This is a genomic window from Klebsiella sp. WP3-W18-ESBL-02 (assembly GCF_014168815.1).
Classification (GTDB): Bacteria; Pseudomonadota; Gammaproteobacteria; order Enterobacterales; family Enterobacteriaceae; genus Kluyvera; species Kluyvera ascorbata_B.
The window spans coordinates 3,556,196-3,582,241 of sequence record NZ_AP021972.1; the positions used below are offsets into that span (position 1 = coordinate 3,556,196).

The following is a 26,046-nucleotide window of genomic DNA, read 5'->3' on the forward strand; positions in this document are numbered from 1 at the left end:
GACGGACTGCTATTACCTAAAATGAAGAGTCGAAAAATGTCTGAATTAAAAATTGCCGTAAGTCGTTCATGCCCGGACTGCTTTACTACCCAGCGCAGTATTATCAACACCTGTGACACCCACTTTATTGATGTCGCGGCCGCCGTATTATCAATTGAAGACGTTGAGTGCGGTAAACTCGATGAAATAGATGCCACGGGTTATAACCTGCCCGTCTTCATTGCTATTAATAAAGATCAAATCGTTCCTTCTGAATATCTCTCACGTATTCAAGGGGTATTTGAGCACGATGAAACCCGTAACGACTTCTACGGCCGCCAGCTGGAAGCCGCTGCGCACAAATATGAAGTGAATCTGCGCCCGCCGTTCTTCAGCGCACTGGTCGACTACGTAGCACAGGGCAACAGCGCATTTGACTGCCCGGGGCACCAGGGCGGTGAATTCTTCCGCCGTCACCCTGCCGGTAACCAATTCGTTGAATACTTTGGTGAAACGCTTTTCCGCTCTGACCTGTGCAACGCCGACGTCGCGATGGGTGACCTGCTGATCCACGAAGGCGCACCGTGCATTGCCCAACAGCACGCAGCCAAAGTCTTTAACGCGGATAAAACCTACTTCGTACTGAACGGGACCTCTTCGTCTAACAAAGTGGTGCTGAATGCGCTGCTGACCCCGGGCGATTTGGTGCTGTTTGACCGTAATAACCACAAATCAAACCACCACGGCGCGCTGCTGCAGGCTGGTGCAACGCCGGTGTATCTGGAAACCGCACGTAACCCGTACGGCTTTATCGGCGGTATTGATGCCCACTGCTTCGAAGAACGCTACCTGCGTGAGCTGGTTGCCGAAGTTGCACCGAACCGCGCGCGCAACGAGCGCCCGTTCCGTCTGGCGGTCATTCAGTTAGGGACCTACGACGGCACCATTTACAACGCACGTCAGGTCGTTGATAAAATTGGTCACCTGTGCGATTACATCCTGTTCGACTCCGCGTGGGTAGGCTACGAACAGTTTATTCCGATGATGGCCGACTGCTCGCCGCTGCTGCTTGAACTCAACGAGAACGATCCGGGTATTCTGGTCACCCAGTCGGTGCATAAACAGCAGGCTGGTTTCTCCCAGACCTCGCAGATCCATAAAAAAGACAGCCATATTAAAGGCCAGCAGCGTTATGTTCCGCACAAACGTCTGAACAACGCCTTTATGATGCACGCGTCCACCAGCCCGTTCTACCCGCTGTTTGCCGCACTGGACGTGAACGCCAAAATGCATGAAGGCCAGGCCGGCCGCAATATGTGGATGGACTGCGTCGCGAACGGTATCGAAGCACGTAAGCTGATTCTCGACAACTGCCGCCATATTCGCCCGTTTGTGCCTAACGACGTTGACGGCAAACCGTGGCAGTCCTGGCCGACCGAGCAGATTGCTAACGATCTGCGCTTCTTCCACTTCGTACCGGGCGAACGCTGGCATGGTTTTGAAGGCTACGCCGAACATCAGTATTTCGTCGACCCTTGCAAACTCCTGCTGACCACGCCGGGGATTGACGGCAACGGCGAATACGACACCTTCGGCGTACCGGCAACCATTCTGGCGAACTACCTGCGTGAGCACGGCGTAGTGCCGGAAAAATGCGACCTCAACTCTATCCTGTTCCTGCTGACACCGGCCGAAGATATGGCCAAACTGCAGCAGCTGGTTGCGCTGTTGGTGCGCTTTGAAACGCTGCTGGAAGCCGATGCGCCGCTGAAAGACGTTCTGCCGTCGCTGTACGGGCAGCATAAAGATCGTTACGAAGGCTACACCCTGCGCCAACTGTGCCAGGAAATGCATAACCTGTACGCCCGCCATAACGTGAAACAGCTGCAGAAAGAGATGTTCCGTAAATCACACTTCCCGCGCGTCAGCATGAACCCGCAGGAAGCCAACTTCGCTTATATCCGTGGCGAAGTCGATTTGGTGCCGCTGTCCATGGCGGAAGGCAAAATCGCCGCAGAAGGTGCTCTGCCGTATCCTCCTGGCGTGCTGTGCGTTGTCCCGGGCGAAATCTGGGGTGATTCCGTACTGCGCTACTTCAAAGCGCTGGAAGAAGGGATCAACCTGCTGCCGGGCTTCGCGCCAGAACTGCAAGGGGTATATATCCAGGAACATGATGGCCGCAAAGAAGTGTGGTGCAACGTGATTAAGACTCAGCAGCCGCAACCGGCGCTGCTGAAAGGGGAGAAATTATGAGCACAGCCAAAAATAAGATGGGTGTTGTTCAGCTCACCATCCTGACGATGGTGAACATGATGGGCTCCGGTATCATTATGCTGCCCACCAAACTCGCTGAAGTCGGCACCATCTCCATTATCTCCTGGCTGGTCACCGCCGTCGGTTCGATGGCGCTGGCCTGGGCCTTCGCTAAGTGCGGGATGTTCAGTAAGAAATCCGGGGGCATGGGCGGCTACGCCGAGTATGCCTTTGGTAAGTCTGGCAACTTTATGGCCAACTATACCTACGGGGTTTCACTGCTGATTGCCAACGTGGCGATTGCTATCTCCGCTGTGGGTTACGGCACCGAGCTCTTCGGTGCCACGCTGAGCCCGGTGCAAATCGGGCTGGCCACCATCGGTGTCCTGTGGATCTGTACGGTCGCCAACTTTGGCGGTGCACGTATTACCGGGCAGATCAGCAGCATTACCGTCTGGGGGGTGATTATCCCGGTTGTCGGCCTGTGCGTCATCGGCTGGTTCTGGTTCAGCCCGACCATGTATGTCGAATCCTGGAACCCGCATCATGTACCGTTCTTTAGCGCCGTTGGCTCGTCTATCGCCATGACGCTGTGGGCCTTCCTCGGTCTGGAATCGGCCTGCGCCAACGCCGACGTGGTTGAAAACCCGGAACGTAACGTCCCGATCGCCGTACTCGGCGGGACGCTGGGGGCTGCGGTGATTTACATCATTTCCACCAACGTGATTGCCGGGATTGTGCCAAACATGGATCTGGCCAACTCAACCGCACCGTTTGGCCTGGCCTTTGCGCAGATGTTCACGCCGGAAGTCGGTAAAGTGATCATGGCGCTGATGGTGATGTCCTGCTGCGGTTCGCTGCTCGGCTGGCAGTTCACCATCGCCCAGGTCTTCAAATCCTCTGCGGACGAAGGCTACTTCCCGAAAGTCTTTTCACAGGTCAGCCATGCAGATGCACCGGTGAAAGGCATGCTGGTGATTGTGATTATTCAGTCTGGCCTATCGCTGATGACCATCAGCCCGTCGCTGAACAACCAGTTTAACGTACTGGTTAACCTGGCGGTGGTGACCAACATCATTCCGTACATCCTGTCGATGGCGGCGCTGGCGATTATCCAGCGGATGGCAAACGTACCGGCGGGCAAAGCGCGTATGGCTAACATCGTGGCGTTTATCGGCGCGATGTACAGCTTCTACGCCCTGTTCTCTTCCGGCGAAGAAGCGATGCTGTACGGTTCCATCGTGACCTTCCTCGGCTGGACGCTGTATGGTCTGGTATCACCGCGCTTTGAATTGAAAAACAAACACGGTTAATCATCCGGCCGGGCTGTAGTCCCCCTGCAGCCCGGCCCCTTCTTTGTGATAAGACAGCCATCATGAGCAATCCCGAACGCATCATCAGCACCGCAGAAAAAATCATTCCCCTGATTCAACGCCAGCAAATTTGCCGCATCGCGCTTAACGACGAGCGCAGCCCGTATATTGTGCCGGTCAACTTTGGTTATACCTATGAGGACGAACGCTGGACGTTCTTTTTCCACGGTGCCCGCACCGGAAAAAAGATGCGTTTACTGCGTAAAGACCCGCACATCAGCCTTGAAATCGATGGCGATCACGGGTTAATTCCGGCACCAGAGGCCTGTGATTTTAGCTTCGCGTATTCCAGTATCATCGCCAGCGGCCGGGCGACTATCTTACATGACCGTGAAGAGATGATACGCGGGCTGGACGCGATCATGCGTCAGTCGGCGCCGGGGCAATCCTTTGACTATCGGGAGGACATGATGAAGGCTGTTTGCGTCGTGCGTCTCGATTGCCAGACCTTAACCTGCCATCAGCACACCGCGTGATCAAAAAAGGAGCCTTTCGGCTCCTCAGAGTACAGGCCTACAGGAGACGTAGGCCAGATAAGCGAAGCGCCATCAGGCGTTTTTCAGTACTTCGCTAACAATTTCAACCGCTTCTTTCTCGATCTGCTGACGATGCTCAGCGCCAAGGAAGCTTTCGCAGTAAATTTTGTAGGCATCTTCCGTACCGGACGGACGCGCAGCGAACCAGCCGTTGTCAGTCATGACTTTCAGACCGCCGATTGACGCACCGTTACCCGGCGCAGCCGTCAGACGAGCGGTGATCGGATCGCCCGCCAGCGTGCTGGCGCTTACCATTTCCGGAGAGAGCTTAGACAGCGCCGCTTTCTGTGCGGACGTTGCGCTAGCCTGCAAACGGTTGTAGCTCGGCGCACCGAAGCGTGCGGCCAGCTCGTTGTAGTGCTCCTGCGGATTCTTACCGGTAACGGCGGTAATTTCTGCCGCCAGCAGGCACATGATGATGCCGTCTTTATCGGTTGACCACGGCGTGCCGTCGAAACGCAGGAAAGACGCGCCCGCGCTCTCTTCACCGCCAAAGCCGAAGCTACCGTCAAACAGACCGTCAACAAACCATTTGAAGCCCACTGGTACTTCTACCAGCTTACGCCCCAGGTCGTTCACCACGCGGTCAATCATAGCGGAAGAGACCAGCGTTTTACCGACCGCGACCTCTTTGCCCCACTGAGGACGGTGCTGGAACAGGTAGTTGATGGCCACCGCCAGGTAGTGGTTCGGGTTCATCAGCCCTGCCGGAGTCACGATACCGTGACGGTCGTAGTCCGGGTCATTGGCGAACGCCAGATCAAACTTATCGCGCAGCGCCAGCAGGCCAGCCATCGCACACTCGGAGGAACAGTCCATACGGATAGCGCCGTCTTTGTCGAGGTGCATAAAGCGGAACGTCTGGTCAACGTGATCGTTGACGATAGTCAGGTTCAGGTTGTAGTGCTTCGCGATACGTTTCCAGTATTCAATACCGGAGCCGCCGAGAGGATCGACGCCCAGCGTCAGACCGGCTTTCTGGATAGCCGCCATATCGACGATATCCGCCAGCCCTTCAACAAACGGCTGCACCAGATCCACTTCTTTCACGTGACCCGAGGCCAGCGCGGCATCATAAGAAATACGCTTAACGCCAGCCAGATCGGCGGCGAGCAGCGCATTGGCGCGGTCTTCAACCACTTTAGTGACGTTGGTATCAGCCGGACCACCGTTTGGCGGGTTGTACTTGATGCCACCGTCTTCCGGCGGGTTGTGGGACGGCGTAATCACAATGCCGTCAGCCAGCGGGCCGCCTTTTTTATTGTGTACCAGGATAGCGTTGGAAACCGCCGGTGTCGGCGTGAAACCATTGTCTTCCTGCACAATAACATCCACCCCATTGGCGGCTAACACTTCAAGAACGGAGATAAACGCCGGCTCAGAGAGCGCGTGCGTATCCTTCCCGACGAAGCATGGGCCCGAAATTCCGTTTTTCGCGCGCTCTTCAGCAATCGCCTGGGCAATGGCCAAAATATGCTTTTCATTGAAGCTGTGACGACCTGCACTACCGCGGTGACCGGAGGTCCCGAATTTCACCGCATGTTCCGCATTGCTCACGTCCGGCTGCAGCACGTAGTACTGCGCAGTCAGTTGAGCGACGTTGATCAAATCACTCTGCTGTGCGGGTTGACCCGCACGGGTATGGTTTGCCATTGCCTGGTCCTTCTTATGCAAGGGTTAGATTGTCAGTATTAGATGGTACCGCAAACCTTTTCAATCAATTCCGCCGGGAATTGCATTGACTGCATGATGTGTTCGACCATGCTGCATTTACGGCCCGTATTGGTATTAGTGATAACCCAGTATGGCGTATCCGGAACCTGTTTCGGTTTGGTCTGGTTGCCGTTTTTCAGCAGCGTTTGCTCATTTTCGGCAAAGTAGACGCGGGTACGGCCGTGAAGGGATTCGGTGGCTTCGGCGAACGCCTGGTTGTCCAGCGAATAGAGCGTGGTCAGCACCAGCATAAAGCGATTTACCGCCTTTTTCTGCTCAGCGTATTCGTCAGAAAGCAGCAGCTCGCGCATGGCGCGAACTTTATCTTTGGCGGTTTTGACCGCTTTTACCTCAGCAACGGGGGTAGCCGCCGGAGCCGGAGCGGCAACGGGTTCGGCTTTGACGACCGGCGCGACAGCAGCGGCTGCCGGCTGGGAAGCGGCGGAGAATTTCAGCATACGCCGTAAAATGTCGGACGCGCTCTCGCCAATGCGCAGAGTGTGGGCTGCAATATAGCGATAGAGCTCGTCATCAACTTCGATCGTTTTCATCTTAATCCGGTGCAATTATTTTTCTGTATACAGTTTATTGGGATTATAAAGTCAAAACCCAACAGCGGGTAGCGCCAAACCAGGGGGACGGCAAAATTCGGATGAGTTCCTCACTTCCCCCTGCGCGTTAGAATGCTCAACATGATACCCTAACCCGACAATGCGAAAAAAAGAACTTTGCTATGAAATTGAATTTCCGAGCGCAAACTGCACAAAACCTGCACAATAATTCCCCCATCGTTCTGGTTCACGGCCTGTTCGGCAGCCTGGATAACCTGGGCATCCTGGCGCGTGACCTGGTTTCTGACCACGACATCATTCAGGTCGATATGCGTAACCACGGATTGTCTCCTCGCGCCGACGAGATGAACTATCCGGCCATGGCGCAGGATCTGCTGGATACCCTGGACGCCAACCAGATTGAAAAAGCCACGCTGATTGGCCATTCCATGGGTGGTAAAGCCGTCATGGCGATGACCGCGCTGGCTCCGGAGCGGATTGACCGCCTGGTCGCGATCGATATTGCGCCGGTGGACTACCACGTGCGCCGTCACGATGAGATTTTTGCCGCCATTAACGCCGTCACCAGCGCCGGAGTTGCCACTCGCCAACAAGCGGCAACGGTCATGCGCGAGTATTTGCATCAAGAGGGCGTCATTCAATTCCTGCTGAAGTCGTTCGTTGACGGCGGTTGGCGCTTTAACGTACCGGTGCTGTGGGAACAATACCCGCATATCGTGGGCTGGGAGGCCATTCCGGCCTGGGATCATCCGGCACTGTTTATTCCCGGCGGCAACTCGCCGTACGTTACGGAAGCCTACCGCGCCGATCTGCTCGCCCAGTTCCCGCAGGCCAGAGCGCACGTCATTGCCGGTGCAGGACACTGGGTGCACGCGGAAAAACCGGATGCGGTACTGCGTGCCATCCGCCGCTACCTCGCAGAGTGATTAAAAATGCATCGACCGCGCGTCAGAATGGCCGTGGTCGTTGGCGTGCGGGCCCCACTGTTGTATGATTGCGCGCTGTCTGCATCGGGCACCGCCCGGTAGCTTGTTTCCCCGAAGTCACTCTGAACCATGGCAAAAGAACAAACGGACCGTACGACATTAGATTTGTTCGCAAATGAGCGTCGGCCGGGAAGACCCAAAACCAATCCGCTTTCGCGTGACGAACAGCTCCGCATTAATAAGCGCAATCAGCTCAAACGCGATAAAGTTCGCGGGCTTAAGCGCGTCGAGCTCAAACTGAACAGCGACGCCGTTGATGCGCTTAACGAGCTGGCAACTGCCCGTGACATGAGCCGTAGCGAACTCATCGAAGAAATTCTGATGAGCCAGTTAGCCCTGTTGCACGGACAGGGGAACGTCTGAAAAATCCCCCAGAACACACTTTCATGTAGCAGAGTGTGCAGTCCGGCACGATAGCTGTTTCCGCACGCTTCTCTGTTCTGCTATGATTGCCCTTATCTGTGGGCAATAAGCCACCACCATATCATTAAGTTTCAAGAGGTTATTTTACTCATGGCAATCGTTGGCATCTTCTTCGGTAGCGACACCGGGAACACCGAAAATATCGCAAAAATGATTCAAAAACAGCTTGGTAAAGATGTCGCAGACGTTCACGACATTGCCAAGAGCAGCAAAGAAGACCTGGCGGGCTACGATATCCTGCTGCTGGGTATCCCGACCTGGTACTACGGTGAAGCACAGTGCGACTGGGATGATTTCTTCCCATCACTGGAAGAAGTGGACTTCAACGGTAAGCTGGTTGCGCTGTTCGGCTGCGGCGATCAGGAAGATTATGCGGAATACTTCTGCGATGCGCTGGGCACCATCCGTGACATCATTGAACCAAACGGCGCCACCATCGTCGGCCACTGGCCGACCGCGGGCTACCATTTTGAAGCCTCTAAAGGTCTGGCCGATGACGACCACTTTGTCGGTCTGGCCATTGACGAAGATCGTCAGCCGGAGCTGACCGCAGAGCGCGTTGAAAAATGGGTTAAACAGGTCGCGGAAGAACTGCACCTGGACGAAATTAAAAACGCCTGATGATAATGAGGCGCAATTATGAAATTGCGCCTCATTAATAGGTAAAAGCAATCAAAATAATAGCTACATTTTTTTAACTTTTTAGCGCATACCTGTACAATATCTTCTGATTTAGCGCGGTCTCATCGGGAGTTTGTCGATGAAGCCTCGTTTTTGAAAGCTTAGTTTACCCAAGTCTTGCTGTTTTCATTTCAATAGGGTCATTCTATAATGAGACGCATTAAAACGGGTGAATTCTCTGTGATACTTTCGCTGATGGAAGTTAATCGTTTAGCAACAGGACAGATTCCGCATGACTGACAATAATACCGCATTAAAGAAGGCTGGCCTGAAAGTCACACTTCCACGGTTAAAGATCCTGGAAGTGCTTCAGGGGCCGGACAACCACCATGTCAGTGCGGAAGACTTATACAAACGCCTGATCGACATGGGTGAAGAAATTGGTCTGGCGACGGTTTACCGCGTCCTGAACCAGTTTGACGATGCTGGCATCGTTACCCGTCATAACTTTGAAGGCGGCAAATCCGTTTTCGAACTGACCCAGCAGCATCACCACGATCACCTGATCTGCCTTGATTGCGGGAAAGTGATCGAGTTTAGCGATGATTCCATTGAAGCTCGCCAGCGTGAAATCGCCGCGAAGCACGGTATTCGCCTGACTAACCATAGTCTTTATCTGTACGGCCACTGCGCTGAAGGCGACTGCCGTGAAGATGAACACGCTCACGACGCCGTAGAAAAATAACGCGTCGTCTTCGTTAAAAACCAGCGCTATCCGCTGGTTTTTTTTCGCCTGCCGTCAGATATTGGCCATAAAAAAACCGCTGCAAGCAGCGGTTTTTTCAGTTATTAGCGTGGCGGAATATTTATTTTTGCGCAGGAGTATTGTTGCTGCGAATTTCCTGCCACATTTTATCGCATTTGGCTTTTACCGCCTGGTCGTTACCGGTACGGGTTGCCTGAATGCACTGCTGATAATCCAGCACGCGCACGCTTTCCTGGTTAGCAAACTGCTGGTGCTGCTTCTCTTGTTTCAGCACGTTCAGCACGCTTTGGCAGGCTTCGATTTTATCCGGATTACCCTGCGCGGTGTTGATACAGGCGCTGTAGGCATCCTTCAGCTTGCTGTCTTCTTTTGGCGCTGGCGGCTGAACACAGGCGGTCAGCCCTGCGGCCATCAGAGCAACCATAATCAGTTTTTTCATACGATGAGCCTCTTAGCGGCGGCAGAGGTCTCCCCCTGCCGCATCATGCATCAGAAAATAGTGAACGGAGCGATAACCATGAATTTCACGTCGCGCTCATCCTGGAAGATGTTGCCGTAACCACCGCCCCAGCTCGGGATATCGGAGTGGTTGTCATACTGAGTGAAGTGCAGTTTGAAGAGCGTACCCTTCGCGCGGCCTTCCTGTACGGTGTACATCGCATCCAGACTGTATGCAGACTCTCTGATAGTGTTGTTTTTGTTGTAGTAAGCATCCGGGTTGCTCTGCCAGGTCGCTGGCTTCGCATCCCATGCATAAACATAGGAAGCCCCTACTGCCCAGCCCGGCAGGTTCCAGTTCTTCAGGTCATACATGGTACCGAAGAAGACCGCCTTTTCGCCGTTGGCGTTGAAGTCAGAACGGTTATCCCACCAGATATCCAGACGACCGTTGGACGATGCGTAGGTCGGGGTCATACGTTGCAGGAAGTAACCCTGCTGACCGTCGGCCTTAACCCAGGTCCCTTCCAGGCGGAAGTCAAAGACTTCGTTCAGCTTGTAGCCGAATGTCAGCGCCTGCAGCCAGGCGGTGCCATCATAGATATCGTTTACGCTGCCGTCGTTAACCTTGTCGCGCGTACCGTAGAACTGGTAGCTGGTGGTCAGCGGGCCGCCAGGAATATCAAACTTGTAGCTGGCTTTGGCGAAGTACTGATCAACATACCCTTCCGCCTGACCGAATGCCGCTTCCAGCACCAGGTTGTTTTTGAAATCATATTTCGCGCCAACGGAGTGCAGATAATCAACCTTGGTCTTCTTATCGGCCTGATAGAAGTCGTCCATCTCCAGGTGCCACGGCGCTTTATACTCGTTGGTCCACATGTACGAGAAGCTCAGCGCACCGTTGTCGCCGTAGTCGAAATTCGCCCCGGCTTCAGCACCCTGATAGGTACCCGGCATAAAGCTCCAGTGCGGCGCCAGCAGGGTTTGACCGGTTGGCTGAATGTAACCGGCACGTGCCCAGGTTGGGCCCAGTTTAAATTTAGCTGCCGCTTTATACAGGCTGATACCGCTCTTATCGCCGCTGTAATCTTCGCTGTAACCTTTGTTTTTCGACGAGAAGGCAATTTCGTTCGGGTGGCCACTTTCGCTGCTTTCCGCCATTTCAATTGCGGTAAACGCCGCAATATCAATACCGAACATGTCAGCCGCATAGCCAGACTGGAAATCAAGGTTAGCGTTCCAGGTGGAGTGGGAAAGGTTGGTTTTATATTTGTCGTGGTCGGTCACATCTTTACGGTCACGTTCACGCTGCCAGTAATAGACGCCACCGGTCAATGTTGAATCATCAATAAACCCTTCCGCTTTGGCTTCCGGGGTCATTGCAAAACCTGAGAGTGCTGTCACACCGGCGATAGCCAGCGCCAGCGTACTACGTTTGCCACTAAACGTACGCATAGTTATATCCTCTTTGACTTTTAAAATGCCGCCGCAAAGCAGAGGCAAAAAATAAAACTTAAAAAAAATGAACTTCTGGAAAAAGATATTTAGTACACGGATAGACTATTTTTCGCGACGCGAATTATCAATCCTTTTCCGCAACAAGAGTGCAGGATTATGACAAAGCGCACATATTTGGTTTCAATGTGTAACGTAATGCGTTATTAACATTTATCCACGCCAGCCCTTGCGGGGCCTGAGTGGAATGTTAATGAGACCGTTTACATTCAGAATGTGTGATGGGAGTTGTAAAAAAAAACGAACGTATCAGACCCAGGATATTACTATTAATTCGCTCTGCGAAATGATAAGTCATCATGAACGATACGGGGATAAAATTACCCTCCGGTTTCTGGCGTAAAAAAAAACGCCGCAAAAGCGGCGTTTTTTATTCTGCTGAGTGAGCTTAGCCCGCCCAGGTATCACGTAAACCGACGGTACGGTTAAAGACCAGCTTATCCGCGGTGGTGTAGCGGCTGTCGAGACAGAAGTACCCCTCACGCTCAAACTGATACGCTTTACCGGCCTCTGCGGCCTGCAGAGACGGTTCGGCATAGCCCTGCTTGATGACCAGCGACTCAGGGTTCATCACCGCGAGGAAGTCTTCCGCAGCGCCCGGATTCGGCACGCTGAACAGACGGTCATACAGACGAATTTCTACCGGTAGCGCATGCGCGGCGCTCACCCAGTGAATAACGCCCTTCACCTTGCGACCATCGGCCGGATCTTTGCTCAGGGTATCGGCATCGTAGGTGCAGAAGATGGTGGTGATATTGCCTTCAGCATCTTTCTCCACGCGTTCTGCTTTCACGACGTAGGCGTTACGCAGGCGAACTTCTTTGCCCATCACCAGACGCTTGTACTGTTTGTTCGCTTCTTCACGGAAGTCGGCGCGATCGATCCAGATTTCCGCACTGAACGGCACGTCGCGGCTGCCCATCTCCGGCTTATTCGGATGGTTAGGCATGGCGACCATTTCGCTTTCGCCCTGCGGGTAGTTTTCGATAACCAGCTTAACCGGATCGATAACCGCCATCGCGCGCGGCGCATTTTCGTTCAGATCTTCGCGAATGCAGGATTCCAGCGATGCCATCTCAATGGTGTTGTCCTGCTTGGTCACGCCGATGCGTTTACAGAACTCACGGATGGACGCGGCGGTGTAGCCACGACGACGCAGACCGGAGATGGTCGGCATACGCGGGTCATCCCAACCTTCTACGTGTTTTTCCATGACCAGCTGGTTCAGCTTGCGCTTGGACATCACGGTGTATTCCAGATTCAGGCGCGAGAATTCATACTGACGCGGGTGAACCGGAATGGAAATGTTGTCCAGCACCCAGTCGTACAGACGACGGTTGTCCTGGAATTCCAGCGTACACAGCGAGTGGGTAATGCCTTCCAGGGCATCGCTGATGCAGTGGGTAAAGTCGTACATCGGGTAGATGCACCACTTGGTGCCGGTCTGGTGGTGATCGGCAAACTTAATGCGGTACAGCACCGGATCGCGCATGACGATAAACGGCGACGCCATATCGATTTTCGCGCGCAGACAGGCGGTACCTTCCGCAAAGCCGCCGGTACGCATTTTTTCGAACAGCGCCAGGTTCTCTTCCACGCTGCGATCGCGGAACGGGCTGTTTTTACCCGGTGCGGTTAGCGTGCCGCGGTACTCGCGGATCTGTTCTGGGGTCAGCTCGTCAACGTAGGCCAGGCCTTTATTGATGAGCTCTACCGCGTATGCGTGCAGCTGATCGAAGTAATCTGAGGAATAGCGAACGTTGCCAGACCAGTGAAAACCTAACCACTCGACGTCATTTTTGATGGAGTCAACGTATTCGATGTCTTCTTTGACCGGGTTGGTGTCATCGAAACGCAGGTTGCACTGGCCCTGGTAGTCTTGCGCAATGCCGAAGTTCAGGCAGATGGATTTCGCATGGCCGATGTGCAGATAACCATTCGGCTCTGGCGGAAAACGGGTATGCACCGTGGTGTGCTTACCGGTAGCCAGATCTTCATCAATGATCTGACGAATAAAGTTAGTCGGGCGGGCTTCAGCCTCACTCATCTTGGATTCCTCAAAGCGTAAACAACGTATAACGGCACATGATCTTATAAGCGGCGCTAAGAGACAACTATTAGTTGCACAAAAATGGCGTCTCTCTGGTGTATATGGGGGGATTTACGACAAAAAAAAGCGGCGGAGGATCTCCCCCCGCCGCTTAAGGCATTAATCTACTTTACTCAGGAGCGATTACTTACCTTTAATCTCATACAGCGGCGTTTGCCCTGCAACGACGTGACCTTCAGCCTTAATCACCAGGCCGCCGAAATCATCGCTGTTGCTGCACACCACCGGGCTAATCATTGAACGCGCGTTCGCGTTCAGGAAGTCCAGATCCATTTCCAGGATAGGCTGGCCTGCCGTCACTTCCGCACCTTCTTCAACCAGGCGTTTAAAGCCTTTCCCTTCCAGCGCAACGGTATCGATACCCATATGGACAACGATTTCCGCACCTTTGTCTGTTTCCAGACAGAACGCATGGTTAGTGTTGAAGATTTTCACAATGGTGCCCGCAGCCGGGGAAACGACAATTTTGTCCGTCGGTTTCACCGCGACGCCGTCACCAACCGCTTTGCTGGCGAACGCTTCATCAGGTACCTGCTCCAGCGCCACCACATCACCGGTAATCGGAGAAACCAGGGTTTCTACGGTTGCGGCATTCGCCACAGCCTGCGGTTTTGCCGCCGCCGGTGCTGCCGGTGCAGCGCTGTCCGCTGCCGCTGCGGCAACCGGGCCACGCGCAACCACTTTCTTCATGGCGTCGCCGATAGATTCCGCTTTCGCACCCACGATAACCTGGATGGTTTGCTTGTTCAGTTTCACTACGCCGGAGGCGCCGAGACGTTTACATACGGCATCGTTCACTTTCGCAGAGTCAGCAACGGTCAAGCGCAGACGGGTAATGCAGGCGTCAATCGCTTTCAGGTTGTCAGTGCCCCCTACGGCGGCAATGTAGTTAGTGGCCAGCTGGTTCAAGCCTTCTTCGGTGTTGCTGTTTGCTTCTTCAGTTACCACGCTGTCGTCTTTATCTTCACGGCCCGGCGTTTTCAGGTTAAACATGCGGATAACCACGCTGAACAGTACGAAGTAGATAACGAAGAACACCAGACCCATTACCACCAGCATCCAGACGTTCTTACTTGCTGCCGGCAGGCTGTACATCAACACGTAGTCGATGGCGCCAGCGGAGAAGGAGAAGCCCGCGTGAATACCCAGCAGCGTAGCGATAAACAGGCTTACGCCGGTCAGAATCGCGTGCAGGAGGTACAGTACCGGTGCCAGGAACATGAACAGGAATTCCAGCGGCTCGGTCACACCGGTCAGGAACGCAGTGACCGCGACGGACAGCAGCATACCGCCAACCATCGGACGACGTGCTTTCGGTGCTGCGAAGTACATCGCCAGCGCCGCACCCGGCAGACCGAACATCATGATCGGGAAGAAGCCGGACATGAACATCCCCGCAGTGCCGTCACCCGCATAGAAGCGGTTAATGTCACCGTGGAAGACCGCACCCGCCGCGTTGGTGAATTCACCAATCTGGAACCAGGCGATAGTGTTCAGCACCTGATGCAGACCGGTTGGGATCAGCAGACGGTTAATGAAACCAAAGATACCGGAGCCCAGTGCGCCAGCGCCCACGATCCATTCACCACCTGCGTGGATGGCGTTCTGCACCGGCGGCCACACGTAGCCGAAGATAGCAGCCAGCACCAGGCAGAAGAAACCGGTGGCGATCGGCACGAAACGTTTACCGCCGAAGAAGCTCAGGAAGTCAGGCAGTTTGATGCCCGCCCAACGGTTGTACGTCGCCCCCGCAACCAGACCGGTGATGATACCGGCCAGTACCCCCATGTTAATCGCTGGGTTGATGGTAACCATTGCTTTGGTCAATACGAAATAACCTACTGCACCCGCCAGCGCTGCCGAACCCGCGTTGTCTTTCGACCAGCTGGATGCCACACCGATAGCGAAGATTAGCGCCAGGTTATCAAAGATAGACCCACCGGCCTGCGCAATAAACGCAACGTTCAGTAAATCTGGCTGACCGAATCGCAGCAACAGCGCCGCCACCGGCAGCACGGCGATAGGGAGCTGTAAGGCCCTACCTAGTCGCTGGAAAAAACCTAAAATATTCATCTTATTCCCCCTACGAGACCCCGACACGGCTCATTTAAGCCATTTTTTATTGTGTAAAAAAGCATGACACTGTGATGTCTTGTAAACTGCATACACACCTGTTCAGGCATCAGAGTGTGTGAAAGTTTAATTCGTATCGCAAATTAAACACGTGTTTTTTGTGACTACAGTCACCAAATATTGTTATCACCACTCCCTTTTACTGGCTAACACTGAAAACTTATTTTATCATTCAAAAAATCAAAACGGATTGCTCCCTATCGATGCAAACAGGTTACGCTTAGAGAGTGCACGGAGACGCCATCCGCCAACTTCTTACATTTTACATTTTGAGGTGAAGAATGAGACTGATTCCTCTCGTTAACGCTGAACAAGTCGGCAAATGGGCTGCTCGCCACATCGTTAACCGCATCAATGCGTTTAAACCCACCGCCGACCGCCCGTTTGTCCTCGGCCTGCCAACCGGCGGTACCCCGCTGGCGACTTATAAAGTCTTAGTCGAAATGCATAAAGCGGGCCAGGTTAGCTTCAAGCACGTCGTCACCTTCAACATGGACGAATATGTTGGCCTGCCGAAAGAGCATCCGGAAAGCTACTACAGCTTCATGCACCGTAACTTCTTCGATCACATCGATATTCCTGAAGAAAATATCAACCTGCTGAACGGTAACGCGCCGGACGTGGATGCCGAATGCCGCCGCTACGAAGAAAAAATCCGCTCTTACGGTAAAATCCACCTGTTTATGGGCGGCGTGGGTAACGACGGTCACATCGCGTTCAACGAGCCAGCGTCTTCGCTCTCTTCGCGTACCCGTATCAAAACGCTGACTCACGAAACGCGCGTAGCCAACTCTCGCTTCTTCGATGGCGACGTAGCGCTGGTGCCTAAATATGCGCTGACCGTGGGCGTGGGTACTCTGCTGGATGCCGAAGAAGTGATGATTCTGGTGCAGGGCGCAACGAAAGCGCTGGCGCTGCAGCAGGCGGTAGAAGGCAACGTTAACCACATGTGGACCATTACCTGTCTGCAGCTGCACCCGAAATCACTGATCGTCTGTGACGAACCGTCCACGATGGAACTGAAGGTGAAGACCCTGAAATATTTCACTGAATTAGAAGCTGAAAATATTAAAGGTCTGTAATGTATTATCGTCCCGCGATCCGTCGCGGGACAACATTTTTTGAATACCGGGGGTCGTAATGTATGCATTAACCCATGGCCGGATCTTTACCGGTCACGAAATTCTGGATGACCATGCGATTATCATCGCCAATGGCCTTATTGAACGTGTTTGCCCACTGGCTGATGTACCCGCGAACGTCGAACAGCGTTCCGTTAATGGCGCCATTATCGCCCCGGGCTTTATCGACGTTCAGCTTAACGGCTGCGGCGGCGTACAGTTCAACGATACCGCCGAGGCGGTTACCGTTGAAACGCTGGAAATTATGCAAAAAGCCAACGAAAAGTCGGGCTGCACAAACTTCCTGCCGACGCTTATCACCACCAGCGACGATCTGATGAAACAGGGCGTGCGCGTGATGCGTGAGTATCTCGCTAAACACCCGAACCAGGCGCTGGGCCTGCACCTTGAAGGCCCGTGGCTGAACCTGGTGAAAAAAGGCACCCACAATCCGGACTTCGTGCGCAAGCCGGATGCTGAGCTGGTGAAATTCCTTTGCGATAACGCCGACGTCATCACCAAAGTCACCCTGGCACCCGAAATGGTAGAACCGGAAGTCATTACCGCGCTGGCAAATGCCGGTATCGTGGTTTCTGCCGGTCACTCTAACGCCACGGCGAAAGAAGCGCGCATCGGTTTCCGCGCGGGTATTACCTTTGCTACGCATCTGTTTAACGCGATGCCGTATATGTCCGGCCGTGAACCAGGCCTGACCGGCGCCATTCTCGATGCCAACGAAATTTACTGCGGAATTATCGCCGACGGTCTGCACGTCGACTTTATTAATATCCGTAACGCCAAGCGCCTGAAAGGCGATAAGCTGTGCCTGGTCACCGACGCCACCGCGCCGGCAGGTGCCAATATTGAGCAGTTCATTTTTGCCGGTAAAACAATATACTACCGCAATGGGCTCTGCGTAGATGAGAACGGTACCCTCAGCGGCTCATCGTTGACGATGATCGAAGGTGTACGCAATCTGGTCGAGCACGCGAATATCGCGCTGGACGAAGTGCTGCGCATGGCGACGCTCTACCCTGCCCGCGCCATTGGCGTCGACAAACGCCTTGGCAGCATTGGGCCAGGCAAAGTCGCGAACCTGACCGCATTTACGCACGACTTTAACATCATCAAGACCATCGTTAATGGCAACGAGGTCGTTACTAAGTAAGAGAAAGTATGACATCAGGCGGACAAGCTCAAATTGGTAATGTTGACCTCGTAAAACAGCTAAACAGCGCGGCCGTTTACCGCCTGATTGACCAGCATGGGCCAATCTCGCGTATTCAGATTGCCGAGCAAAGCCAGCTTGCTCCCGCCAGCGTGACCAAAATCACGCGTCAGCTTATTGAACGCGGGCTGATCAAAGAAGTCGATCAGCAGGCCTCCACCGGAGGCCGCCGCGCTATCTCTATCATCACCGAAACCCGCAACTTCCACGCGATTGGCGTGCGCCTGGGCCGTCACGACACGACGCTGACGCTGTACGATCTGAGCAGTAAAGCCGTCGCAGAAGAACATTATCCGCTGCCGGAGCGCACCCAGGAGACGCTGGAACATGCGCTGCTTAATACCATCGCCACCTTTATTGAATCGTGCCAGCGTAAAATCCGCGAGCTGATTGCGATTTCCGTCATTTTACCCGGTCTGGTTGACCCGGAGAGCGGCGTGATTCGCTATATGCCGCATATTCCGGTAGAGAACTGGCGGCTGGTTGAAGCGCTGGAAAAACGTTTTAAAGTGACCTGCTTTGTCGGTCACGATATCCGCAGCCTGGCGCTGGCCGAGCACTACTTTGGTGCAAGCCAGGACTGTGAAGACTCCATTCTGGTGCGCGTGCATCGCGGCACCGGTGCGGGCATTATCTCCAACGGGCGCATTTTTATCGGCCGTAATGGTAACGTCGGTGAAATTGGTCATATTCAGGTCGACCCGCTCGGTGAACGCTGTCACTGCGGCAACTTCGGCTGTCTGGAGACCGTTGCCGCCAACGCCGCTATCGAACAACGCGTACGTCATCTGCTCGAACAGGGCTATCAGAGCCGGGTTACGCTTGATGACTGCCATATCAAAACCATCTGCAAAGCCGCCAATAAAGGCGACCCGCTAGCGACCGAAGTCATTGAACACGTTGGTCGCCATCTGGGAAAAACCATCGCCATTGCCATCAACCTGTTTAACCCGCAGAAAGTGGTGATTGCCGGTGAAATCATCGAGGCCGACCGCGTACTGTTGCCCGCCATTGAAGGCTGCATCAACACGCAGGTTTTAAAGGCCTTTCGCAAGAATCTACCGGTTGTGCGTTCAACCCTCGACCACCGCTCGGCTATCGGCGCTTTTGCGCTGGTCAAACGCGCGATGTTGAACGGTATCCTGCTACAGCATTTGCTGGAAGGGTAGTCGCAAACCGGCAAGTAATGCGTTGCAACTGTTGATGTGGCGCAAATCTTTATATCAGCGTATCTGGACACACCGCTCGCCTCCATTAACCTATTTGCCAAATTTGGCATTTAGGTTAATCTTATGGAAAAGAGAACGCCGCATACCCGCTTAAGCATCCTAAAAAACATGGCCCGTAATGGTCTTGTCAGCATCACAAATACAGCGTTAATCAGCGCGTCTCAAATCGGATTTCGGTCAAAACAGGACCTCCTTGAGGTTGTTATGGCACTGAACACCAGCGATTTTTACAAAAGCATGACGGCGCATCATGACCACACCATCTGGCATGAGGTCTATCGCCCGATCTACAGAGGGCAGCCTCTATACATAAAATTCATCGTATCAGGCAACCTCCTGATAGTGTCATTTAAGGAGCTATAGCATGAAATGTCCTCTTTGTGGTGGTGCGGAACTCAAGCATGAATGTCGCAATATCCCCTATGAATACAAAGGGAATAAAACAACTTTTTACGGCGTAAAAGGCCAGTACTGTGACGCCTGCGGTGAAATTATCTTTGGCAAAGGTGAAGGCGATGCGTATATGGCTGGCATGGTGGAATTTAACCGCCAGGTCAATGCTCGTGAGGTTGACCCTGCGTTCATCGCCCGCGTACGAAAAAGTCTGGAACTCGATCAGCGCCAGGCAGCAGAAATATTTGGCGGCGGCGCAAACGCCTTTAGCCGTTATGAAACGGGGCGAATTGCGCCCCCCAAGCCACTCATTCTGCTGTTTAAGACCTTAGAAAAACATCCTGAATGGTTCGAAGAGCTGAGAAAACAAGCGTAAAGAATGAGAGAACAGGCCAACGACAAGGCAGCCTGAAGGATAACGTGTATAATTACGCCTCTTTAAAACAAACGCCAGGTAGTCCATGACCATTCAGAATGTAATCTGTGATATTGACGGCGTGCTGATGCACGATAACGTTGCGGTGCCGGGCGCGGCAGAGTTCGTCGCGCGCGTGCTGGATAAAGGTATGCCGTTTCTCTGCCTGACCAACTACCCTTCACAGACGGGCCAGGATTTAGCAAACCGTTTCGCGACCGCCGGCATCGACGTTCCTGACAGCGTGTTTTATACCTCCGCCATGGCCACGGCCGATTTTCTGCGTCGTCAGGAAGGGAAAAAAGCCTATGTGGTGGGCGAAGGCGCACTGATTCATGAACTGTATAAAGCCGGATTCACCATTACTGACGTCAACCCGGACTTCGTTATCGTTGGCGAAACCCGCTCGTTTAACTGGGAAATGATGCACAAAGCGGCGTTCTTCGTGGCCAATGGTGCACGCTTCATCGCCACGAACCCCGACACGCACGGGCGCGGATACTATCCGGCATGCGGCGCGCTGTGCGCAGGCATTGAAAAAATCTCTGGCCGCAAACCCTTCGTCGTGGGCAAGCCAAGTCCGTGGATCATTCGCGCCGCGCTTAACAAGATGCAGGCGCACTCAGAGCAAACGGTGATCGTTGGCGATAATCTACGCACCGATATTCTGGCCGGATTCCAGGCCGGGCTGGAAACGATTCTGGTCCTCTCTGGCGTCTCTACCGTTGATGACATCGACAATATGCCATTCAGGCCATCCTGGATTTATCCGTCAGTCGCGGAAATCGATATTATCTAAACAAAACCACGTCCCCGGACGTGGTTTTTTGCATTTACCCGCCATTAAAATCACACCATCTAATAAAAAGCACGAATTATTGAATAATCGTCAAAAACTTCGCTTATAGAATCACCATTTTTCAACATCCAATAACTCCTGTTGCACTTTTTATCCCACAGCGGCTAAAACGCTTGCACCGCGCCCCCCTTTGCGGCATTTTTTATCTCAACGAAGGCGAATGCCACACACTTTTGCAGCACAACACCACAGGGTTAACGGAGAAGTCTATGTGTTCTATTTTCGGTGTACTGGATATTAAAACTGACGCGGGCGAGCTGCGTAAAAAGGCGCTTGAGCTCTCCCGCCTGATGCGTCACCGTGGCCCGGACTGGTCCGGTATTTATGCCTGCGACAAAGCGATTCTGGCCCATGAACGCCTGTCGATTGTTGACGTCAACGCCGGCGCGCAGCCGCTGTATAACGAAAAGAAAACGCACGCTCTGGCGGTCAACGGCGAAATTTACAACCATCAGGCGCTGCGTGCGGAATACGCTGACCGTTACCAGTTCCAGACCGGCTCAGACTGCGAAGTGATCCTCGCGCTGTACCAGGAAAAAGGCCCTGAGTTCCTCGACGACCTGCAGGGTATGTTCGCCTTCGCGCTGTACGACAGCGAAAAAGACGCCTATCTGATTGGCCGCGATCATATCGGTATCATCCCACTGTACATGGGCCATGACGAATTCGGGAACTTCTACGTTGCTTCTGAAATGAAAGCGCTGACCCCGGTATGCCGTACTATTCAAGAGTTCCCGGCAGGTAGCTACCTGTGGAGCAAAGACGGTGAGATTCGTCAGTACTATCAGCGTGACTGGTTCGACTACGATGCCGTCAAAGACAACGTGACCGATAAAAATGAACTGCGTCAGGCGCTGGAAGAATCGGTGAAAAGTCACCTGATGTCCGACGTTCCTTACGGCGTACTGCTGTCCGGTGGTCTGGATTCTTCGGTTATCTCCGCGATCACCAAAAAATTCGCCGCCCGTCGCGTAGAAGATCAGGAACGCTCTGAAGCCTGGTGGCCGCAGCTGCACTCCTTCGCCGTCGGTCTGGAAGGTTCTCCGGACCTGAAAGCCGCACAGGAAGTAGCTAACCACCTTGGCACCGTGCACCATGAAATTCACTTCACCGTGCAGGAAGGCCTGGATGCGATTCGCGATGTTATCTATCACATTGAAACCTACGATGTGACCACCATTCGCGCCTCAACGCCGATGTACCTGATGTCGCGTAAAATCAAAGCGATGGGCATCAAGATGGTGCTGTCTGGCGAAGGTTCTGACGAAGTGTTCGGCGGCTACCTGTACTTCCACAAAGCGCCAAACGCCAAAGAGCTGCACGAAGAAACCGTGCGTAAGCTGCAGGCGCTGCATATGTACGACTGCGCCCGTGCCAACAAAGCGATGTCCGCCTGGGGCGTGGAAGCGCGCGTACCGTTCCTGGATAAAAAATTCCTCGACGTGGCCATGCGTATCAACCCGCAGGACAAAATGTGCGGCAACGGCAAAATGGAAAAACACGTGCTGCGTGAATGCTTCGAGTCCTATCTGCCGGCAAGCGTGGCGTGGCGCCAGAAAGAGCAGTTCTCTGATGGCGTAGGCTACAGCTGGATTGATACGCTCAAAGAAGTGGCGGCTAAGCAGGTGACTGACCAGCAGTTGCAAACCGCGCACTTCCGCTTCCCGTACAACACGCCGACCTCTAAAGAAGGCTACCTGTACCGTGAAATCTTTGAAGAGCTGTTCCCGGTGCCGAGCGCTGCGGAGTGCGTACCGGGCGGCCCATCCGTTGCCTGCTCTTCCGCAAAAGCCATCGAGTGGGACGAAGCGTTCAAAACCATGGACGATCCGTCAGGCCGTGCGGTAGGCGTGCACCAGTCGGCTTATAAATAAGATTGCCGCTTAAGTAAAAAAGCCCCCCGATGGCGACATCGGGGGGCTTTTATTTTGGTGCAGTGTGAGGGGCGAGAAATCTCAAGCGCCGAACGGTTCCCTCTCCCAATGGGAGAGGGTTAGGGTGAGGGGAAACTACTCTCCACGCCCCTTCTTCGCTGCCAGCGATCTGAGCAGTACACCCAGCGTCGTGCCGTTATGCAGCATCGCGCTCGCGCCCGGTGACAGCCAGCCCAGCGCCGCCGCCAGCATAATCGCGCTGTTAATCCACTCGGTAAGCTTAATATTGCTGTTAACCAGCTTCATCGCCTCGAGTGACAGCTGGCGCGCTGCGACGACGCCGTGCAGGGTGTCCTGCAACAGCACGGCATCCGCCGCCTGCTGCGCGAGCTCGGTGCTCTGGTTCATCGCCAGGCCAACATCGGCCTGCGTCAGCACCGGCGCATCGTTGATGCCGTCGCCCACGAACAGAACTTTATGTCCTCTGCCCTGCAGCGCCTTCACCACCTCAACCTTGCTCTCCGGCGTGGCTTCAGCGACGTAGTGCTCAATACCCACGCGATCCGCCAGTTGGTAAGCCTTCTCAGCCCGGTCGCCGGTCAGCAGCACAACCTGACGGATACCGGTTGCCTTCAGTTGCGCGATGACATCAGCCGCTTCTTCACGTAGATGATCCTGTAAACCGATCATCCCCACCAGTTGGTTATCGAAGCCGATAAACAGCAGATGCCTCCCCTGATTTGCCAGCGCATTAATTTCTCCTTCATAAGGTGAGAAATCAATCGCATAGTGGCTTTCCAGGAAGTGACGGCTGCCGATCACCATCTGGTGTTCCTCCAGCGAACACAGCAGGCCGTGAGCAATCACATACTCCACTTCTCCGTGCGGAATATGCGGCAGCTCATGGTGCTCAGCCGCCGCCACCACGGCATGAGCCAGCGGATGATTGCTGTGTTCTTCCACCGAGGCGGCAATCGCCAACAGCCGTTTTGCCTGTACCAGCCGATCGTCAAAGCTGATCACATCCGTGACCTGCATTTGGTCATGGGTCAACGTGCCGGTTTTATCGAACACCACCGTATCAACTTCCGCGAGCTTCTCAATGGCGCGTCCGCCTTTCAGCAGCAGACCGCTCTGGGCGGCACGATACATGATCGATTTAAACGCAATCGGCGTACTGAGCTTCAGCGCGCAGGAGTAGTCGACCAGGAAAACCGAGGCCAGTCGCTGCCAGCTGCGCGTCATCGCGAAGACGGCAGCCCCTACCCCGAGGGTAATCGCCACGCGGCGATCCGCCATCTGCTGAGTGACCCGCTGAGTTTCGCTACGCTGAGTCAGGGAATCGCGAATAAAACGCCGGATATGCGCCGTTGAGGAAGATTCCCCCACCTGCTCCGCCGTAATAGCCACGTTACCTTCCTGAATCTGCGTGCCCGCATAGACCCAGGAACCGTGCTCACGACGTACCGGTACGCTTTCACCGGTCATCGATGCCTGGTTCACCTGCGCCACGCCGCGCACTACCGTACCGTCAGCCGGAATGCTGTCGCCCGGCCCCAGCAGCATCACATCACCCGCGACCAGCTCGCTGCTGTTGATCTCTACGCTCTCGCCGTCGCGCTCAACCCAGACCGGGTGCTCACGAGGCTGCATCAGATCGGCTAACAGCGCGTCAGAATGACGGCTGGTTTCCTGCTCCATGTATTCGCCTAGCGTCAGCAGCGACTGCGTCAACATCGCGGTTCGACTGTCTCCCCGCAGCATTGAGAGGCTGAGCGCAAGCGCATCAAGCACTTCAACCTTCAACTGACCCTGGCTCAGCGTCTGCGCGCCTTCCAGAATTGTCGGCGCCGTCAGCAGCGCCGCAGGCACACGAGCCCAGCGGGGCGGCAGCGCCTGCGTCAATGCCAGTCCAGCCAGATTGAGCAGGTTATCGCCACCGCAGTATTCTGCCTCCAGCTCGCTGTCGTCTGCCGACTGCCAGTCCAGCGCGGTCACCGCCGCCACAATCGCCGCCGCCGTCGTGCGCTCGCCATCCCAGTGGATCACCGCACTGCGCGCCGAAGGGCGGATGCGCACCCCGCTGACGCCCGGCAATCCGAGGATTTGCTGCTTAAGCCAGCCAGCGGCCTGCGGATAATCGGTCAGCGCAAAGACCCGCAGTCGCAGGCGCCCGGGCAACTGGTGAACGATCGTCACGCGTTCGCCTGATGCACTCACGCGATATCATCCTTATTCTGGCTACGATAGTAATCCAGCTCGGCCTGCAGATCGGCAACGCGTTCTTTCAGTTCTTCCATCTCACCGCGCACGGTGCCCCAGGCCTTGGTTGCCGTATTGGTAATGCCTTGCTGCACGTTACGATTAGTCAGTAGCCACGTAATCGCCGCACCGGCAACCAGTCCGGTAATCAAATGGTTACGGCCATTATTGGCGGCCGATGTGCGTACAGGCGCTGCGGCAGGATTCGGCTCCCACATGCCGGTGTAAGGGTTGTAAAGGTATTCAGGCTGATTCATTGTTTCCTCGCTTGGCTATCGCATCCATCAGGTAAAGTGACGCTGCGCCGACGCCAATAATGGTCAGTACAGACTGCAGGGGACGCGCCTTATTGCTGTCAGCAATCGCCATGACCGTGCCGCTAATAAGGCTGGCTTTCGCCGTCTCTTTCATCACTGCGCAAGCCGCTTCGTTTAACGTCTGCTCGTTCTGCTGGTAGCGCTGCCATTCCCGCAGGCAGGCGGCGCTTCCACCGACCAGCGCACCGGCAACAACGGCGCGGCTGACCCGTTTATCGCGATCAGGATTGTTGCTCATCCGCGGCATCCTCATCTTCAAACGGCATAGCGGTCGGCTGGCGATGGCGCTCTACGGATTCCTGAAAACCGTCTTTTCCCGCTTTCATGGTGTCGCGGAAAATAGCCGCACTGGAGGTGGCGGTTTCTTTAATCGTTTCCGATCCGTTTTTCACGCCATCTTTCACTTTACTGGTACCGGCCTTCAGCATGTCGCCTGCACCGGCCAGCGTCTGCATCAGCATGCCCCGCACGGAATCGTTGGTCAGCAGCAGCGTCACGGCGGCGCCTACCATTGCCCCTTTCCAGAACTCTTTGTCGTCCATACCGACGGTGCTGATAATATTTTTCAGCAGGCCCGCCTGTTCGCCCATCGCGCCGTCAACAACGCTCTGCGCGTACTGGCTCCAGTCAACGCCCTGCTGCGCTGCATGATGGTGATGGTGGTGATGTGGGTGAGCAAACTGCGGCGGCACGCCCTGCGGAGTCGGAGGGAAGCCCATCGGCGGAAAGCCCATCGCCATTTGCGGCGGCATCTGCATTTGCGGTTGTGGGGGAACCGGCGGTTGCGCTGGCATCTGACCATTCTGCGGCCAGGCCATCCCCTGCGGCATCGGTGGATACGGATACCAAGGGTAGCCGTACGGAGGATAGTAACCTACCGGTGGAACTTGCTGCGTATTGTTGTCATTCGAGCTCATGATGGCTGTC

The 26,046-nt window shown here is 54.5% G+C and carries 24 protein-coding genes; 14 read left to right on the plus strand and 10 right to left on the minus strand.

The features are described from left to right. Nucleotides 1–36 precede the first annotated feature (36 nt). From speF to H7R56_RS17000, 3 genes are all read left to right on the plus strand, one after another. A complete protein-coding gene (gene speF / locus H7R56_RS16990; protein ID WP_106924659.1) occupies nucleotides 37–2,232 on the plus strand; it encodes an ornithine decarboxylase SpeF in 2,196 nt (731 codons plus the stop codon). Next, nucleotides 2,229–3,545, plus strand: a complete 1,317-nt coding sequence (gene potE / locus H7R56_RS16995) for a putrescine-ornithine antiporter (protein ID WP_106924660.1) — start codon at nucleotides 2,229–2,231, stop codon at nucleotides 3,543–3,545. Before speF ends, potE begins: the two co-directional genes overlap by 4 nt. A gap of 62 nt (nucleotides 3,546–3,607) precedes the next feature. Next, nucleotides 3,608–4,081, plus strand: a complete 474-nt coding sequence (locus tag H7R56_RS17000; RefSeq protein ID WP_106924661.1) for a pyridoxamine 5'-phosphate oxidase family protein — start codon at nucleotides 3,608–3,610, stop codon at nucleotides 4,079–4,081. Nucleotides 4,082–4,153: 72 nt separating this feature from the next. Here the strand turns inward: H7R56_RS17000 and pgm are convergent, their stop codons facing one another. Together pgm and seqA are read right to left on the minus strand one after the other, a co-directional pair. Then, complete coding sequence (gene pgm / locus H7R56_RS17005) at nucleotides 4,154–5,794, minus strand: phosphoglucomutase (alpha-D-glucose-1,6-bisphosphate-dependent) (protein WP_106924662.1); 1,641 nt, start codon at nucleotides 5,792–5,794, stop codon at nucleotides 4,154–4,156. A 38-nt stretch (nucleotides 5,795–5,832) separates the two neighbouring features. Continuing rightward, nucleotides 5,833–6,405 carry a replication initiation negative regulator SeqA gene (gene seqA, locus H7R56_RS17010; RefSeq protein WP_106924663.1) on the minus strand — a complete coding sequence of 191 codons (573 nt, stop codon included), beginning with the start codon at nucleotides 6,403–6,405 and terminating at the stop codon, nucleotides 5,833–5,835. 182 nt (nucleotides 6,406–6,587) lie between these two features. Between seqA and ybfF the strand changes: the two genes are divergently transcribed. The 4 genes from ybfF (at nucleotide 6,588) to fur (ending at nucleotide 9,201) form a co-directional block, all read left to right on the plus strand. Then, nucleotides 6,588–7,352: an esterase gene (ybfF, locus tag H7R56_RS17015; protein WP_106924664.1), complete on the plus strand. Its 765-nt coding sequence runs from the start codon at nucleotides 6,588–6,590 to the stop codon at nucleotides 7,350–7,352. Nucleotides 7,353–7,481: 129 nt separating this feature from the next. Continuing rightward, complete coding sequence (gene ybfE, locus H7R56_RS17020; RefSeq protein WP_106924665.1) at nucleotides 7,482–7,775, plus strand: LexA regulated protein; 294 nt, start codon at nucleotides 7,482–7,484, stop codon at nucleotides 7,773–7,775. 150 nt (nucleotides 7,776–7,925) lie between these two features. Next, nucleotides 7,926–8,456, plus strand: coding sequence for a flavodoxin FldA (gene fldA / locus H7R56_RS17025; protein WP_064548295.1), 531 nt, complete (start codon nucleotides 7,926–7,928; stop codon nucleotides 8,454–8,456). Nucleotides 8,457–8,748: 292 nt separating this feature from the next. Further along, a complete protein-coding gene (gene fur / locus H7R56_RS17030; protein WP_106924666.1) occupies nucleotides 8,749–9,201 on the plus strand; it encodes a ferric iron uptake transcriptional regulator in 453 nt (150 codons plus the stop codon). Nucleotides 9,202–9,322: 121 nt separating this feature from the next. Here the strand turns inward: fur and chiQ are convergent, their stop codons facing one another. The 4 genes from chiQ to nagE all read right to left on the minus strand — a co-directional run bounded on the left by chiQ (nucleotide 9,323) and on the right by nagE (nucleotide 15,361). Continuing rightward, nucleotides 9,323–9,661: a ChiQ/YbfN family lipoprotein gene (gene chiQ, locus H7R56_RS17035; protein WP_106924667.1), complete on the minus strand. Its 339-nt coding sequence runs from the start codon at nucleotides 9,659–9,661 to the stop codon at nucleotides 9,323–9,325. A gap of 50 nt (nucleotides 9,662–9,711) precedes the next feature. Then, nucleotides 9,712–11,118 carry a chitoporin ChiP gene (chiP, locus tag H7R56_RS17040; RefSeq protein WP_106924668.1) on the minus strand — a complete coding sequence of 469 codons (1,407 nt, stop codon included), beginning with the start codon at nucleotides 11,116–11,118 and terminating at the stop codon, nucleotides 9,712–9,714. Between the two features lie 448 nt (nucleotides 11,119–11,566). Next, the gene (gene glnS / locus H7R56_RS17045; protein ID WP_106924669.1) at nucleotides 11,567–13,225 is read right to left on the minus strand and encodes a glutamine--tRNA ligase; all 1,659 of its coding nucleotides are present in this window, start codon (nucleotides 13,223–13,225) and stop codon (nucleotides 11,567–11,569) included. Nucleotides 13,226–13,411: 186 nt separating this feature from the next. Next, nucleotides 13,412–15,361, minus strand: coding sequence for a PTS N-acetyl glucosamine transporter subunit IIABC (gene nagE, locus H7R56_RS17050; protein WP_106924670.1), 1,950 nt, complete (start codon nucleotides 15,359–15,361; stop codon nucleotides 13,412–13,414). 341 nt (nucleotides 15,362–15,702) lie between these two features. Between nagE and nagB the strand changes: the two genes are divergently transcribed. The 7 genes from nagB to asnB all read left to right on the plus strand — a co-directional run bounded on the left by nagB (nucleotide 15,703) and on the right by asnB (nucleotide 22,540). Next, nucleotides 15,703–16,503 carry a glucosamine-6-phosphate deaminase gene (gene nagB / locus H7R56_RS17055; RefSeq protein WP_106924672.1) on the plus strand — a complete coding sequence of 267 codons (801 nt, stop codon included), beginning with the start codon at nucleotides 15,703–15,705 and terminating at the stop codon, nucleotides 16,501–16,503. Nucleotides 16,504–16,561: 58 nt separating this feature from the next. After that, complete coding sequence (nagA, locus tag H7R56_RS17060; RefSeq protein WP_106924673.1) at nucleotides 16,562–17,710, plus strand: N-acetylglucosamine-6-phosphate deacetylase; 1,149 nt, start codon at nucleotides 16,562–16,564, stop codon at nucleotides 17,708–17,710. A gap of 8 nt (nucleotides 17,711–17,718) precedes the next feature. Then, nucleotides 17,719–18,939 (plus strand): DNA-binding transcriptional regulator NagC, encoded by a 1,221-nt coding sequence (gene nagC / locus H7R56_RS17065; RefSeq protein ID WP_182928313.1) that lies wholly within the window; start codon nucleotides 17,719–17,721, stop codon nucleotides 18,937–18,939. Nucleotides 18,940–19,062: 123 nt separating this feature from the next. Next, entirely contained in the window at nucleotides 19,063–19,362 is a 300-nt protein-coding gene (locus H7R56_RS17070) for a type II toxin-antitoxin system MqsR family toxin (protein ID WP_106924675.1), read from the plus strand. Between the two features lies 1 nt (nucleotide 19,363). After that, entirely contained in the window at nucleotides 19,364–19,768 is a 405-nt protein-coding gene (locus H7R56_RS17075; protein WP_106924676.1) for a type II TA system antitoxin MqsA family protein, read from the plus strand. Nucleotides 19,769–19,853: 85 nt separating this feature from the next. Then, complete coding sequence (locus tag H7R56_RS17080) at nucleotides 19,854–20,606, plus strand: HAD-IIA family hydrolase (RefSeq protein WP_106924677.1); 753 nt, start codon at nucleotides 19,854–19,856, stop codon at nucleotides 20,604–20,606. A gap of 269 nt (nucleotides 20,607–20,875) precedes the next feature. Next, nucleotides 20,876–22,540 carry an asparagine synthase B gene (gene asnB, locus H7R56_RS17085; RefSeq protein WP_106924678.1) on the plus strand — a complete coding sequence of 555 codons (1,665 nt, stop codon included), beginning with the start codon at nucleotides 20,876–20,878 and terminating at the stop codon, nucleotides 22,538–22,540. Between the two features lie 135 nt (nucleotides 22,541–22,675). On the opposite strand, the gene H7R56_RS17090 is transcribed toward asnB, so the two are convergent. The 4 genes from H7R56_RS17090 to H7R56_RS17105 are packed head-to-tail and all read right to left on the minus strand — an operon-like array spanning nucleotide 22,676 to nucleotide 26,036. Continuing rightward, a complete protein-coding gene (locus H7R56_RS17090; RefSeq protein ID WP_106924679.1) occupies nucleotides 22,676–24,760 on the minus strand; it encodes a heavy metal translocating P-type ATPase in 2,085 nt (694 codons plus the stop codon). Beyond that, on the minus strand, nucleotides 24,757–25,059 hold the full coding sequence (locus tag H7R56_RS17095; RefSeq protein WP_223878902.1) for a YtxH domain-containing protein: 303 nt from the start codon (nucleotides 25,057–25,059) through the stop codon (nucleotides 24,757–24,759). Before H7R56_RS17095 ends, H7R56_RS17090 begins: the two co-directional genes overlap by 4 nt. After that, the gene (locus H7R56_RS17100) at nucleotides 25,046–25,357 is read right to left on the minus strand and encodes a hypothetical protein (RefSeq protein ID WP_106924680.1); all 312 of its coding nucleotides are present in this window, start codon (nucleotides 25,355–25,357) and stop codon (nucleotides 25,046–25,048) included. The genes H7R56_RS17095 and H7R56_RS17100 overlap by 14 nt, the downstream gene beginning before the upstream one ends. Then, nucleotides 25,341–26,036 carry a YtxH domain-containing protein gene (locus H7R56_RS17105; RefSeq protein WP_106924681.1) on the minus strand — a complete coding sequence of 232 codons (696 nt, stop codon included), beginning with the start codon at nucleotides 26,034–26,036 and terminating at the stop codon, nucleotides 25,341–25,343. The genes H7R56_RS17100 and H7R56_RS17105 overlap by 17 nt, the downstream gene beginning before the upstream one ends. Between the last annotated feature and the right edge of the window lie 10 nt (nucleotides 26,037–26,046).

Bases quoted from the DNA above. Each gene is read 5' to 3' on its own strand.
- ybfE (WP_106924665.1), top strand. From the start codon at position 7,482: ATGGCAAAAGAACAAACGGACCGTACGACATTAGATTTGTTCGCAAAT.
- speF (WP_106924659.1), top strand. From the start codon at position 37: ATGTCTGAATTAAAAATTGCCGTAAGTCGTTCATGCCCGGACTGCTTT.
- chiP (WP_106924668.1), bottom strand. From the start codon at position 11,118: ATGCGTACGTTTAGTGGCAAACGTAGTACGCTGGCGCTGGCTATCGCC.
- fur (WP_106924666.1), top strand. From the start codon at position 8,749: ATGACTGACAATAATACCGCATTAAAGAAGGCTGGCCTGAAAGTCACA.
- H7R56_RS17095 (WP_223878902.1), bottom strand. From the start codon at position 25,059: ATGAATCAGCCTGAATACCTTTACAACCCTTACACCGGCATGTGGGAG.
- glnS (WP_106924669.1), bottom strand. From the start codon at position 13,225: ATGAGTGAGGCTGAAGCCCGCCCGACTAACTTTATTCGTCAGATCATT.
- fldA (WP_064548295.1), top strand. From the start codon at position 7,926: ATGGCAATCGTTGGCATCTTCTTCGGTAGCGACACCGGGAACACCGAA.
- H7R56_RS17000 (WP_106924661.1), top strand. From the start codon at position 3,608: ATGAGCAATCCCGAACGCATCATCAGCACCGCAGAAAAAATCATTCCC.
- pgm (WP_106924662.1), bottom strand. From the start codon at position 5,794: ATGGCAAACCATACCCGTGCGGGTCAACCCGCACAGCAGAGTGATTTG.
- ybfF (WP_106924664.1), top strand. From the start codon at position 6,588: ATGAAATTGAATTTCCGAGCGCAAACTGCACAAAACCTGCACAATAAT.
- H7R56_RS17105 (WP_106924681.1), bottom strand. From the start codon at position 26,036: ATGAGCTCGAATGACAACAATACGCAGCAAGTTCCACCGGTAGGTTAC.
- H7R56_RS17075 (WP_106924676.1), top strand. From the start codon at position 19,364: ATGAAATGTCCTCTTTGTGGTGGTGCGGAACTCAAGCATGAATGTCGC.
- nagB (WP_106924672.1), top strand. From the start codon at position 15,703: ATGAGACTGATTCCTCTCGTTAACGCTGAACAAGTCGGCAAATGGGCT.
- nagE (WP_106924670.1), bottom strand. From the start codon at position 15,361: ATGAATATTTTAGGTTTTTTCCAGCGACTAGGTAGGGCCTTACAGCTC.
- H7R56_RS17080 (WP_106924677.1), top strand. From the start codon at position 19,854: ATGACCATTCAGAATGTAATCTGTGATATTGACGGCGTGCTGATGCAC.
- nagA (WP_106924673.1), top strand. From the start codon at position 16,562: ATGTATGCATTAACCCATGGCCGGATCTTTACCGGTCACGAAATTCTG.
- nagC (WP_182928313.1), top strand. From the start codon at position 17,719: ATGACATCAGGCGGACAAGCTCAAATTGGTAATGTTGACCTCGTAAAA.
- H7R56_RS17100 (WP_106924680.1), bottom strand. From the start codon at position 25,357: ATGAGCAACAATCCTGATCGCGATAAACGGGTCAGCCGCGCCGTTGTT.
- asnB (WP_106924678.1), top strand. From the start codon at position 20,876: ATGTGTTCTATTTTCGGTGTACTGGATATTAAAACTGACGCGGGCGAG.
- H7R56_RS17070 (WP_106924675.1), top strand. From the start codon at position 19,063: ATGGAAAAGAGAACGCCGCATACCCGCTTAAGCATCCTAAAAAACATG.
- seqA (WP_106924663.1), bottom strand. From the start codon at position 6,405: ATGAAAACGATCGAAGTTGATGACGAGCTCTATCGCTATATTGCAGCC.
- chiQ (WP_106924667.1), bottom strand. From the start codon at position 9,661: ATGAAAAAACTGATTATGGTTGCTCTGATGGCCGCAGGGCTGACCGCC.
- potE (WP_106924660.1), top strand. From the start codon at position 2,229: ATGAGCACAGCCAAAAATAAGATGGGTGTTGTTCAGCTCACCATCCTG.